This is a genomic window from Cellulosimicrobium sp. AB352, assembly GCF_049538415.1.
Classification (GTDB): domain Bacteria; phylum Actinomycetota; class Actinomycetes; order Actinomycetales; family Cellulomonadaceae; genus Cellulosimicrobium; species Cellulosimicrobium funkei.
On record NZ_JBMVFX010000024.1, the window covers coordinates 59,393 to 71,697 of the forward strand.

The following is a 12,305-nucleotide window of genomic DNA, read 5'->3' on the forward strand; positions in this document are numbered from 1 at the left end:
ACGGCTGCGGGCACGCCGTCCCCCCGCCCCCGGCGGCGCCGTCGTGCGCCCGGGCGAGCACGCGTCGTCGTGCACGCCCGCCGGGCCGCGGACCGTCCTGACACGGAAGCAGCGAACCCATGAACCCCCTGACCGAGAAGCAGATCCGCGCGTCGTTCGTCAACGCGTCCAAGCGCGAGGCCGCGCAGGCGACCCTCCCCGACCTCGACACGCTCGACTGGGACCGCCTCGACTACCTCGGGTGGCGCGACCGCAAGGCCCCGCTCCTCGCGTACGCCGTCGTGGAGGTCGACGACGAGCCGCGCGGCGTCCTGCTGCGCTCGACCGACGCCAAGACGGGCGGGCGGCGCAAGCGCGCGGTGTGCGCGTGGTGCGAGGACGTCGTCGTGACGGACGACGTCAGCCTCTACGTGGCGCGCCGCGCCGGGGCCGCCGGGCGCCGCGGCAACACCGTCGGCACCCTCATCTGCACGCAGTTCCTCTGCTCGCAGAACGTCCGCCGGGCGCCCACCCGCACCGAGATGGGCGACGACGAGTCGATGCGCGAGCTGTTCGTCGAGCTCCGCGTCGACGGCCTCCGCGAGCGCTCCGCGCGCTTCGTCACCGAGGTCATGCGCGACGTGTGACCGACCTCGGCTCTACCTCGGCAGACCCAGGCTCTACCTCGGCGGACCCGGGCTCTCCCTCCGCGGACCCGGGCTCCCCCTCTAAAGGCCCGGGCTCTCCCCCGCGCCAGGAGGGCCACCAGTTCCACCGGCCCAGGAGCGTCATCGTCGCGGGCAGCAGCAGCCCGCGCACGACGGTGACGTCGAGGAGCACGGCGACGGCCATGCCGACGCCGACCTCCTTCATCGCGACGAGCTCGCCCGCCGCGAAGCCGAGGAACACGATGCCGATGGCGACGGCCGCCGTCGTGACGACCGGGCCGGACGCGGTGATGCCGCGGAGGACGGCCCGGTCGTTCGCGACGCGCGGTTCCTCGCCGGGCGGGCGGGCGCGCCACTCCTCCGCGGTGCGGGACAGCAGGAAGACCTCGTAGTCGGTCGAGAGGCCGAACACGAGCATGCCGACCAGCAGGGGCGTGGTGACGTCGAGCGCGCCCCACGGCTCGAACCCGAGGAGCGAGGCGCCGACGCCGTGCTGGAACACGGAGACGAGGACGCCGAGCGTCGCCGCGAGCGTGAGGAGGTTGAGCACGAGGGCCTTGAGCGGCACGACGAGCGAGCCGGTGAGCAGGAAGAGCAGCACGAAGGTCGCGAGCACCACGACCCCGGCGGCGAGCGGGAGCCGCTGCGCGAGGTGCTCCTGGGTGTCGACGACCTCGGCGGCCGGTCCGGCGACCAGCACCTCGAGGTCGGTGTCGAGGGCGCGCACGGCGTGCACGAGGTCCTGCGCCTCCTGGGCCGTCGCGTCACCGCCCGGGCCGACGTCGGGCGTGAGGTCGACGACGGTGACCTCGGGCGGGTAGCCGGTGTCCTGCATGGCGTCCTCGACACCGGGCAGGGCGGCGGCCCGGTCGAGGAGGTCGGGCACCGCCGGGTCGTCGACCGGGCCCTCCACGAGCACGGTGACGGGCGCGACGCCGAGGTCGGCGAAGCGGGAGGTGGTGGCGTCGGCGGCGAGGCGCGCCTCGGCGTCGGCGGGCAGCGAGCGGACCTCCGAGCTGCCGAGCGTGAGCGAGCCGAGGGGCGCGGCGAGGGCGAGCAGGAGCGCCGTCGCGCCGAGCGTGACGAGCACGGCGTGGCGCTGCGCGGTGCGCGCGAGCCGGCCCAGCGTGCCGGCGCCGCCGCGGCCCGTCCACGGGTGGGACCAGGTGCGGGCGCCCGGCGCGGGGATCGCGCGGTGCCACGTGGCGACGAGCGCGGGGACGAGCGTGAGCCCGGCGGCGGTCGCGACGAGCACCACGATCGCGCCGCCCACCGCCATGCCGGAGAGCAGGGAGTCGCCGAGCAGGAGGAGCCCGGCGAGCGAGATCGCGACGGCGAGGCCGGAGGCGAGCACGGCGCGGCCGGCGGTCGCCAGCGTGCGCCCGACGAGCTCGTCGAGCGGGAGGCCCGGGGACGCGGCGCGCTCCTCCCGGAAGCGCGCGAGCACGAGCAGCGAGTAGTCGACCGTGAGGCCGAGGCCGAGCAGCGTCACGACGTTCACGGCGAACTCGTTGACGGGCACGACGCCGAGCAGCCCGCTGAGCACGAGCAGCGCGACCGCGATCGCGGCGAGCGCGGAGAGCAGCGGGACCAGGCCGGCCCGCAGGCCGCCGAGGACGACGACGAGCACGACGAGGAGCACCGCGATCGCGATCCCCTCGCCCACCGCGGCGTCGGTGATGGCCTGCTCGACGAACGCCTCCTCCGCGAGCAGCGCGCCGCCCACGAGCACCTCGGGGGTGTCGACGCTGTGCAGCGCGTCGGCGACGCGGTGCGCGAGGGCGAGCGCCTCGTCGTCGGACAGCGCGGGGTCGAGCTCGACGACGACGAGCGAGCCCTGCGCGTCGTCGGCGATGAGCCCGCCGCCGGTGTAGGCGTCGGAGAGCTCCACGACGCCGGGCATCGCGCGGATGCCGTGCATGACCTCGCTCGCCTGGGCGATGAGGTCGGCGGAGAAGTGGTCGCGGCCGGACAGCACCGCGACGACGGTCTCGCCCTCGGGGGCGAGCTCCTCGAGGCGTTCCGCCGCGAGGGCGGACGCGCTGCCCGGCGGGGCGGGGTCGACGTCGGAGGTCTTGTCGAAGACCGCCCCGCCGAGCACGGCGCCCGCGACGAGGAGGACGGCCCAGACGGCGAGGACCACGCCCCGGCGGCGGGCGGCGAACCGTCCGGTCCGGTGCAGGAGGCGTCCGAGCGTCATGGGTGCTCCCCTCGTCGGGAACTCGTCGGGGAGTCGTGGGGTCGGCCTCGGCCGGCTCGCCCACGACGTTCGTGCGGTGCGTCCGTGCGGCAGCGCGCGGACGTGAGCACCCTACGCGAGGGTGGGAGCGCCGTCGGACCGCGCTCCGCCCTGCGGGGACGCCCTGCCGGGCGCCGGACGAGACGGGTCGGGCGGGGGCGGCTCGTGCCGCCGCCCCCGCCGGTGCGACCCGGGGCGGACGGCTCACGCCGCCCGCCCCGGGTCATCGGCTCAGCCGCAGCTGACGGCCTCGTAGGCGGCGTCCGCCTCGAACGTCCGGCCGTCACCGGTCGCGGAGACCTGCGCGACGCCGGCCTCGACCGACGTGGCACGCGTCGCGAACGACTGGTACGCGGAGGCACCCGGCTGGACGCCGGTCACCGTCTTCGTCCCGAACGGCGTCGTGAGCGTGACGTCCGCCGGCACCGTGTCGTCGTTCGTGGCACGGACCGCGACGTAGACCTTGCCCGCGAGGCAGCGGGTCTGGACCGTCGTCGAGATCGCGAGCTCCTCGACGGGCTCGTCGGTCAGCTCCTTGAACCGGATGTTCCGGTAGTTGACCATCTCGCCGTTGCCGTGGTTCTGGATCCCCACGAAGCTGTTGACCAGGCGGGCCGGGTCGCTGCTCGTGAAGTCGTTGACCAGCACGTCGTTGAGGTAGACCCGGATGCGGTCGCCCTCGACGCGGATGTCGTACGCGTTCCACTGGCCGACCGGCTTGAGCGAGGCCTCGACGGCCGCGGCGTCGGCACCCTGGAACGTGTAGATGGCACCCGTGGTGCGGTCGGCGGCGTCGGTCGCGTCGATCTGGATCTCGTAGCCCTTGTTGACGGCCACCCACGGGTCGTCGCCCGGGTTCGGGAACCCGACGAACACGCCGCCGTTGTCGTCCTTGAGGAGCTTCCAGTCGAGCTTCAGGCTGTAGCTGTCACCGAGCTCCTGGTTGTACCAGAGCAGGCCCATGCCGCCCGCGCCCTGGATCGAGCAGTCCTCCTGGCGGCCGAAGCCACCCGGACCGGCCATGCGCCAGCCCTCCTGGAGGCTCGCGAGGGTGCCGTCGAAGAGGGCGGTGTAGCCGTCCTCGACCTCGCCCGGGGTGCAGATGTCCGGGTTCTCGCCGATCGAGAGCACGTCGATGTTGATGTTGCCCTGGTCGCCCGTCTCGTACGCGAGCGTGATGGTGTTCGTGCCCGCCTGGAGCTCGAGGTCGCGCGTCTGCACGCCCCAGTCCTTCCAGCTCCCCGTGGTCGGGAAGTTCCACTGGCCGAGGTCCTGGCCGTTCACGTGGAGCGAGACGTTCTTGGACCGCAGCTCGGTGTACGGGTGGATGCCGTTGGCGTAGCGCACGTTCACCGGGTAGGTGCCCGCCTCGGGGACGGTCACGGAGAACGTGCGGCCGGAGCCGACGCTCGTCATGCCCGCGGCGAAGCCGGAGCCGGAGTAGTTGCTGTGGTCCGAGCCGATGCTCGAGCCGCCGAGGGGCTGGGCCAGCTCCGCCTCGTACCAGCCGCGGTCGGCCGGGGCGACGTAGCCGGGCAGCGAGTTGAGCGTGTACCAGGCCTCGGTGCTGAGGAGCTCCGCGCCGTCGGCCGAGGCGAACGGGCGCGGGGACCGGACGTAGACGACGTGGCCGGGCTTGAGACCGTCGATCTTCAGCGTGACGGTCGTGCGGTCCTCGGACACCTGGGCGTCCGTGACGAAGAGCGGCTGCTCGTCGACCTTCGGGCCGCCGTACTGCTGCGTCGGCACGTAGCGCCACTGCTTGATCTGGTACGCGTCGGCGAGGTTCTCGACGACCTCGTCGGATACCGGGTCGGTGTACTCGATCTCGAAGCCGCCCTCGACCACGCGCATCTCCTTCATGTCGAAGGAGTCCTCGTTGACGGGGACGAGCTTCTGGAGGCCGAACCGGAGCTTGCCGGACTCGCCCCAGTTGCCGCCCTCACCGGTGCCGCCGGCGTAGAGCGCGCCGTCGGGGCCGTAGATGACGCGGTTCACGCCGACCTCGAGGCCCGCGGTGTGGCGGAAGACCGCACCCTGGAACTCGCCGTCGACCTTCTCGAGGAACGCGCGCTGGATGCCGCCGTACGTGACGTCGCCGAGCAGCATCTGGCCCGCGAACTCGCCGTCCTCGACGAGGATCGGGTTGCCCGGGGAGTTGGCGATCTCGTTCTGCGGCAGCCACACGGCCGGCGGGGCGACGGGGTTCGAGTCGAACGGCCCGGCCGGGTTCGTGTAGTGGTTGTAGAACTTGTCCTGCTGGATGTGGATGAGCTTGTTCGACGGCAGCCAGGCACCCTGGTTGTCCGTCGCGAAGATCTCGCCCTCGGGGCCGAAGCCGATGCCGTTCGGCGTGCGGAGGCCGCCCGCGACGTAGCTCACCTCGCCCGTCTCGCGGTCGATCTTGATCGACGTGCCGCGGTTGGCCGCGGGCTGCGGGTTGGTGGTCGCGCCGCCGTTGTTGATGGCCACGGAGAGGTTGACGTAGAAGTAGTCCTCGTCGTGGATCAGGCCGAACGCGAACTCGTGGAAGTTGCCGCCGTCGGGCCACTCCGCGATCTTCGTGTGGGTGTCGTAGAAGCCGTCGCCGTCGGGGTCGGTGAGCTGCGTGAGCTGGTACCGCTCCGAGACGAAGATCGAGTCCTCGACGACCTCGATGCCCATGGGGTTGAGCAGCTCGTCCGCGACGAGCGTCGCCGTGACGTCCTCGGGGCCGTCGGCCGTGGTGACGCCGTCGAGGAAGTAGACCTCACCGGACACCGGGTCGGGGCGCCAGCCGCCGGAGCTGACCTCGCCCGTCGTCACGACGGCGAGCTGCTCGTCCGGCGTGAACGCCAGGCCGGAGACCTTGGGCTCGAAGCCCGCGGGGCGCAGGTCGACGAGCTCGTAGTTGGGGTTGACGGAGTCGAGCCGCAGGCCGTCGCCGGCCGTGTCGGTCGCGCCCTCGCAGTACTTGTAGCCGGGCGCGGTCACGCGCACGACGCCGGCCTCGGTGCTGAGCGCCGAGGTCGGGATCACCTGGAAGGAGGAGCTGCCCGGCGTCTTCCACGCGAGCGTGAGGCGCTGCTTGTCGCTGCCCTCGTAGTAGTCGACCCGCAGGTCGTGCACGCCTGCGGTGAGCGTCGCGCTGCCCTCGACGGAGGTCGAGTCGTTGGGGCCGTCGTTCTCGAGGACGAGCTGGCCGTCGATGTAGACGAGCGCGCCGTCGTCGTTGGTCACGCGGAACTGGTACTGGCCGTCCGCCGGGACGTGCAGGTTCGCGCTCACCTGCGAGATGAAGTTGTCCTCGGCGCCGAACTGCTCGGCCGTGGACCAGTCGATGGTCGGCATGAGCTTGTCGACGTTGGGCGTCTGCCCGGACTTCAGGGTGCAGACCCCGCCGGGGTTCTGCGCGAGCTGGAAGGTCCGCAGCGTGACGCCGGGCTCCTGCTCGGGGAGCTCTGCCGCGGCGGGGACGGCCCAGCCCGCGACGACCAGGGCGCCGAGGGTGAGGGCGGCCGCGCCGCGTCGGTACCTGATCCGGCGGGACACCGGCAGGCTGGTGCGTTCGAGCATCGTTGCTCCTTACTCGGTCGGACTACGAGTCCACGGAGCGTAACCCCTGCCTGGCCCCGTCGATGACAACGCTGGACAGGCTAGCCCCCGTTCTATCGATGTGTCTACAACTTCCGTCGCACCGTCGACAAAAGTGCTCCCATCAGCGGGGACGTACGCTCACGGCATGACCGCACGCCACGGAGACATCGCCGACCGGACCGCGTCCCGCCCGTTCGCCCAGGTCGACGTCTTCACCCGCACGCCGACCCTCGGGAACCCCGTCGCGGTCGTGCTCGACGCCGTCGGCCTCACGGACGAGCAGATGGCCGCCTTCGCGCGCTGGACCAACCTCTCCGAGACGACGTTCCTCCTGCCGCCCACGCCCGACGGCGCCGCAGGCGGCGCCGACTACCGCCTGCGGATCTTCACCCCGGCGGGCGAGCTGCCGTTCGCGGGCCACCCGACGCTCGGGTCGTGCCACGCGTGGCTCGAGGCGGGCGGCAGCCCGCGCGCGGGGGACGTCGTCGTGCAGGAGTGCGGCGTCGGGCTCGTGACGATCCGGCGCGAGGAGGGCACGGAGCGGCTCGCGTTCGCCGCGCCCGCGCTGCTCGCCGACGAGCCGGTCCCGGCCGACGACCTCGCGGCGATCGTCGCCGCGCTCGGCGTCCCCGACGAGGCCGTGCTCGACCATCGCGTGCTCGACAACGGGCCGGGCTGGCGCGTCGTCCTGCTCGACTCCGCCGCGCGCGTCGCGGGGCTGACGCCCGACTGGACCCGGCTGCGCGCGGAGCACCCCGACCTCTCGGTGGGCGTCGCCGGCCTGCACGGGGACGACGGCGGCCCCGACGGCACCGCCGTCGAGGTGCGCGGGTTCGCGCTCGCCATGGGCATCCCCGAGGACCCGGTCACCGGGAGCCTCAACGCCGTCGTCGGGCAGTGGCTCACGCGCGACGGCCGCCTCCCCGGGCGCTACGTCGCCGCCCAGGGCGCCGCGCTCGGCCGGGCGGGGCGCGTGCACGTCGAGCGCGACGGCGCCGGGACCGTCTGGGTCGGCGGGTCGAGCGTCACGTGCGTCGCGGGGACCGTCCGCCTCTGACGGGTCGCTGCCGCGGAAAACGGAGGCCCGGGGGCCCGCCCGCTCCGTAGACTCGGGCAAGTGTCAACAAACCCTCCGGTTTCCGGACCGGCGCGCGCCCTGACGGACCGCGCCGTGGTCTCGCGCGCGCGGTGGGCGCTCATGGTGCAGTTCGCGCTGTTCGGCGTCATCGGCACGTCGTGGATGAGCCGCCTGCCGTCGGTGCGCGAGGCGCTCGGGCTGAGCTCGGGCCAGCTCGGCGCGCTGCTCGTCGTGGGCGGGGTCGGGACCCTCACCGCCGTCGTCGTGACGGGCGCGGTCGTCGCGCGCTTCGGCAGCCGCACGACGCTCGTCGTCGCGACGTCCGCGAACGTCGTCGGGTTCGGCCTCGTCGCGCTCGGCACGGCGACCGGCAGCGTCGGCGTGTTCGCGGCGGGCGCGTTCCTCAACGGCATGTGCGGCGCGCTGACCAACGTCCCGATCAACATCTGCGCGGCGTCGGTGGAGCAGCACGTCGGGCGCGCGATCCTCCCCCACTTCCACGCGGCCTTCTCGATCGGGGCGGCGTGCGGGGCGCTCGTCGCCGCCGCGTTCTCGTGGGCGCACGTGGGCATCGCCACGCAGGTCGTCGTCGTCACGCTCGTCGTCACGGCGGCCCGCGCGCTCCTCATCGCGCCCGCGACGGCGATCGCGCCCGAGCGGGCCGCGGCGCGCACGGCGGCGGCCGACGGCGCCCCCGCACCCCGGCGCGGCGCGGGCGTCCGCGCGGCGCTCGCCGCGTGGCGCGAGCCGCGCACCCTCCTCATCGGGCTCGTGCTGCTCGCGTCGTCGCTCTCGGAGGGCTCGGCGGGCAACTGGCTGTCGATCGCCGTGGTCGACGGGTTCGACGTGCGCGAGGCGCTCGGCGCGGTGGCGTACGGGACGTTCGTCGGCGCGATGACGGTGTTCCGGTTCGCGGGCACCGGGCTCATCGACCGGTTCGGGCGCGTCGCGGTGCTCCGGGCGTCGGGCGCGTCCGCGCTCGTCGGGCTCCTCGTGTTCGGCCTCGCGCCCACGCTGCCGCTCGCGTGGGTCGGCATCGTCCTGTGGGGCTGCGGTGCGGCGCTCGCGAACCCCGTCGCGATCGCCGCGGCGTCCGACGACCCCGCGCACGCCGCACCCCGCGTCGCGGTCGCGACGTCGTTCTCCACGGTCGCGATGCTCAGCGCTCCCCCGCTGCTCGGCCTGCTGGTCGACGGCGTCGGGGCCCGCCACGCGCTCCTCGTGATCTGCGCCGCCACGGTGCTGTCGCTCGCGGTCGCGGGCCAGGTCCGGCCGCTGCCGCGCCCGGCGGCGCCCGCCCCGGTCGACGACCTGCCGGAGCCCGGCCGGGAGCGCCCGGTCGGGTCCCGCTAGGGGGACGCGTCGCGCGCCCGCCGCGGCCCCGGCGCACACTGGCGGGTGTGAGCCTGGCAGCCCGTGCCCCGCGCCGAGCGCCCGCTGCCGCGCGGTGGGGGTGGGTCGTGGCCGCCGTCGTGGCGGGCCTGGCGTTCCTCGTGCGGTGGCACCTCGTCGGCGGCTCGGCCGGGATCGGCGGGTACCGCGGGTACGACGACGGCGTGTACTTCTCGGCCGCGGTGGCGCTCGTGCACGGCCGCGTGCCCTACCGCGACTTCCTGCTGCTGCACCCGCCCGGCTCGACGCTCGCCCTGACGCCCTTCGCGGCGCTCACCACGTGGACGAGCGACGACCACGCCCTGGTCGCCGCGCGCGTCGGCATCATGCTCGTCGGCGCAGCCAACGCCGTGCTCGTGACGCGCGTGGCGCGCCGGTGGGGCACGACGGCGGCCGTCGTGGGCGGCGTCCTCTACGCGCTGTCGTACGCCGCGGCGTGGGCCGAGCGGCTCACGCTCCTCGAACCCCTCGGCTCCCTGTGCCTGCTCGGCGGGGTCGTGCTGCTGCTCCGCGGCCTCGACCGGCGCCGCGAGGGCACCGGCCGCGAGCGCCCGTGGCTCTGGGCGGGCGGGGCCGTCCTCGCGCTCGGTGCGACGGTCAAGATCTGGGGCGTGGTGCCGCTGCTCGTCGTGCTCCTCTGGCTGCTGGTCGTCGCCGGGTGGCGCACCGCGGCCCGCGCGGCCGCGGGCGCCGTCGTCGCGCTGGTGGCGGTGCTCGGCCCGTTCCTCCTCGCCGCGGGGTCGGACATGGTCCGCATGGTCGTGCTCGACCAGCTCACCCGGCCCCCGGCGACGACGGACCTCGAGCAGCGGCTCGTGTGGCTCACGGGGACGGGCGGCCTGCGCGACCTCGTGCCGGAGCAGGAGCAGCTCGCCGTGGCGTGGACCGTGCTGGCGCTCGGGACGGTCGCCGCGGTCGCGGCGTGGGTCGGGCGGCGCGGGCGGCTGTGGGTCGTGCTGCTCGCGGTGCAGGTGGGCGTCCTGCTGCTCTCGCCGTCCGCGTACCCGCAGTACGCCGCGTTCTCGGCACCGGCGCTGGTCCTCGTCCTGGCCGCAGCGTGCTCGCTCCTGCCCCGCCCGAGCCGGGTCGCGGCGGGGACGCTCCTGAGCATCGGCGCCACAGCCCTCCTCGTGGCCGCGGTGCAGACCGCGCCGCGCCTCGCCCCGTTCCCGACGGCCGAGGTGGCGGCGGCGCTCCCCGACGACGGCTGCGTCCGCGCCGACTCCCCCGGGGTCCTCGCCGTCCTCGACGTGCTGAGCCGCGACCTCGAGCGCGGTTGCGAGCTCCCCGTGGACCTGTCGGGGTACTCGTACGACCACGGCGCGCGGGACGCCGCCGGCGAGCCGGTGCCGCGCCGTCGGAACCTCGCGTGGCAGGAGGAGGCGCTGCGCTACCTGACGTCGGGGTCGTCCGCCGTGCTCGTGCGGTCGACCGGCAACGGGTTCAGCGACGAGACCTGGCGCGCGCTCGACGCCACGACGACGACCGTCGTCGACCGGCCGGGGGTGCGGGTGCTCGTCCCGCACGACGACGTCACGCGGCCGGGAGGCTGAGCCTGCGCCCCGCGACGGGGACGCTCAGGCGCGGGCCCGGTACCGCTCCACGAACTCGTGCCGAGGTTCCCCGGCGTCAGTCCGGCTCCCGGGCGGCGGCGATGCGCATCGTCACGTGGCTCGCGTACTCCGCGGGCTCTCGGTCGACCTGCACACGCAGCGACCCTGGGGGGACGTCGACGGTGCGCTCGTTCTCGGCGTCCCCGATCGCGAGTCGCCCGGACGGGCAGCTGAGCTGTCCGTCGAACTCCGCAACTCCCGTGGGCAAGGGCTCACCGACGACGACGGTCACGGTGACCGTCGCGGACGGAGGATCCACGCCCTCGGGCCAGTCGTCCGAGACGTCGATGTCGGCGGCATGGAGCACCGGCACGGCCAGGCAGGACGGTGACGACGTGATCGCCTCGTCGCCGAGGTCCGGGGGAAGGTCGAAGGACTCCTGCTCGTCGAAAGCAAGGAGGAGGCCCCACCGGAACGGTTGTGTCCACTCGAGCTGCACCCCCGCACCGTATCGAAGGCGCCCGCGCCGCTCAGGTGCGCCAGGTGACGCCGTCTCCACCACCGTCGCTCCGGCCCGGACACCTCACGGCGCAGGTCTCGCCCAGGGGTCCCGGTCCGCTGCCGGGCTGCCGACGGGCTCGCTCGGGGACTCCTCGGTCGTCGGCTCGTCCGCCCCGCCCGCGGCACGCTCGGCGAGCGCGGCGGCGACGGCGGCGTCGACCGCGCGCTGCTGGGCGGTCCGCGCCCGGCGCCGCGCGCGGACGCGCCAGACGACGACCAGCGCCACGAGGGCGAGGAGGCCGAGCGCGACCCACGGCACGGCCCAGGTGGTGGCGGTCGCGACGACGCCCGGCACGACGACCTCCGGGTCGGGCACCGTCCCGGGCAGCGGCACGACCTCGCCGCCGACCGTCAGCGTCGCGACCTCGCGCCCGAGTGGCCAGACGCCGTCGACCTCGACGGTCCGCTCGACGGACGAGCCGGGGAGCAGCTCGGGCACGTCGACGTCGGTCGCGGACGTCGCGCCGAGCCCGAACGGCCCGGAGACGCGGACGGCGGTCGCCGGCGCGACGCGCGCGTTGCCCTCGTTCGTCACGGTGAACGTGACGGTCGCGCTGCCGGGCGCGAACGGGTTGAGCGTGCCGTCGTAGGCGAGCCGCACGTCGTCGACCGCGAGCGCCGGGGCGAGCTCGCCCTGGACCCGCAGGTGCACACGCGAGCCGAGCCGCCGGTCGGTCGTGACGCCGTCCTCGGCGACCACGACGAGGGACGACACGACTCCGGCGGCGTAGTCACCCGGGGTCGCGTCGTCGGGCACGGTGACGGTGAAGGGGACCTCGACACGCTCCTGCGGGGGGATCTCGACCTCGGCCTGGTCGAGGGCGATCCACGACCCGAGCGCGGTCGACTCCTCGCCCGCGGGGAGGAGGTCGAGCGTGCCGTCGTCGGTGAGGAAGCCGTCGGCGGCGTAGACGGCGAGCGCGAGCGGGGTGTCGCCGTGGTTGGAGACGACGAGGCTGTCGCGCAGCGAGCCGCCGGGCGCGAGCGAGTACGCGAAGTTGGGCCGGTCGACGCCCTGGGCGGTGTCTCCCGGGCGCACGCCCCACTGCACGGTCTGCTCCGGGTCGGGCGCGGGGGCGTCGTCAGTCACGACGGCGGTCCGCGCGGCGGGCGCGACGTGGCCGGGGGCCGCGGCGTCCCCGGGGAGCGCGGCGGCGGCGGGCGCGCCGAGGAGCGCGAGCGCGAGCAGGGGCCCGGCGAGCGCGCGCAGGGCGCGGGACGCGGGGGCGGGAGAGGTGCGGCGGTGGGTCATGCGCTCG

At 74.7% G+C, this 12,305-nt stretch carries 8 protein-coding genes; 4 read left to right on the plus strand and 4 right to left on the minus strand.

Annotated elements, in window-relative coordinates; genetic code table 11:
• Positions 1 to 119 precede the first annotated feature (119 nt).
• Positions 120 to 626, plus strand: a complete 507-nt coding sequence (locus ACPCUX_RS16020) for an FBP domain-containing protein (protein WP_021483431.1) — start codon at positions 120 to 122, stop codon at positions 624 to 626.
• Here ACPCUX_RS16020 and ACPCUX_RS16025 read toward each other — a convergent pair.
• Together ACPCUX_RS16025 and ACPCUX_RS16030 are read right to left on the minus strand one after the other, a co-directional pair.
• Positions 610 to 2,847: an MMPL family transporter gene (locus ACPCUX_RS16025; RefSeq protein ID WP_423389153.1), complete on the minus strand. Its 2,238-nt coding sequence runs from the start codon at positions 2,845 to 2,847 to the stop codon at positions 610 to 612. The two genes, ACPCUX_RS16020 and ACPCUX_RS16025, sit on opposite strands and share 17 nt — an antisense overlap.
• A gap of 270 nt (positions 2,848 to 3,117) precedes the next feature.
• Complete coding sequence (locus ACPCUX_RS16030) at positions 3,118 to 6,441, minus strand: family 16 glycoside hydrolase (RefSeq protein WP_171468578.1); 3,324 nt, start codon at positions 6,439 to 6,441, stop codon at positions 3,118 to 3,120.
• A 166-nt stretch (positions 6,442 to 6,607) separates the two neighbouring features.
• Here ACPCUX_RS16030 and ACPCUX_RS16035 point away from each other — a divergent pair, with 166 nt between their 5' ends.
• The 3 genes from ACPCUX_RS16035 to ACPCUX_RS16045 all read left to right on the plus strand — a co-directional run bounded on the left by ACPCUX_RS16035 (position 6,608) and on the right by ACPCUX_RS16045 (position 10,485).
• Positions 6,608 to 7,519, plus strand: a complete 912-nt coding sequence (locus ACPCUX_RS16035) for a PhzF family phenazine biosynthesis protein (RefSeq protein ID WP_251177260.1) — start codon at positions 6,608 to 6,610, stop codon at positions 7,517 to 7,519.
• Positions 7,520 to 7,633: 114 nt separating this feature from the next.
• On the plus strand, positions 7,634 to 8,893 hold the full coding sequence (locus tag ACPCUX_RS16040; protein ID WP_423389154.1) for an MFS transporter: 1,260 nt from the start codon (positions 7,634 to 7,636) through the stop codon (positions 8,891 to 8,893).
• Positions 8,894 to 8,940: 47 nt separating this feature from the next.
• On the plus strand, positions 8,941 to 10,485 hold the full coding sequence (locus ACPCUX_RS16045) for a glycosyltransferase 87 family protein (RefSeq protein WP_423389155.1): 1,545 nt from the start codon (positions 8,941 to 8,943) through the stop codon (positions 10,483 to 10,485).
• Between the two features lie 76 nt (positions 10,486 to 10,561).
• Here ACPCUX_RS16045 and ACPCUX_RS16050 read toward each other — a convergent pair whose 3' ends face one another.
• Together ACPCUX_RS16050 and ACPCUX_RS16055 are read right to left on the minus strand one after the other, a co-directional pair.
• Positions 10,562 to 10,984: a hypothetical protein gene (locus ACPCUX_RS16050; RefSeq protein WP_076404236.1), complete on the minus strand. Its 423-nt coding sequence runs from the start codon at positions 10,982 to 10,984 to the stop codon at positions 10,562 to 10,564.
• Between the two features lie 84 nt (positions 10,985 to 11,068).
• The coding region (locus tag ACPCUX_RS16055; RefSeq protein ID WP_423389156.1) for a WxL protein peptidoglycan domain-containing protein at positions 11,069 to 12,305 on the minus strand (1,237 nt) is incomplete at its 5' end.

Bases quoted from the DNA above. Each gene is read 5' to 3' on its own strand.
- ACPCUX_RS16020 (WP_021483431.1), top strand. From the start codon at position 120: ATGAACCCCCTGACCGAGAAGCAGATCCGCGCGTCGTTCGTCAACGCG.
- ACPCUX_RS16025 (WP_423389153.1), bottom strand. From the start codon at position 2,847: ATGACGCTCGGACGCCTCCTGCACCGGACCGGACGGTTCGCCGCCCGC.
- ACPCUX_RS16030 (WP_171468578.1), bottom strand. From the start codon at position 6,441: ATGCTCGAACGCACCAGCCTGCCGGTGTCCCGCCGGATCAGGTACCGA.
- ACPCUX_RS16035 (WP_251177260.1), top strand. From the start codon at position 6,608: ATGACCGCACGCCACGGAGACATCGCCGACCGGACCGCGTCCCGCCCG.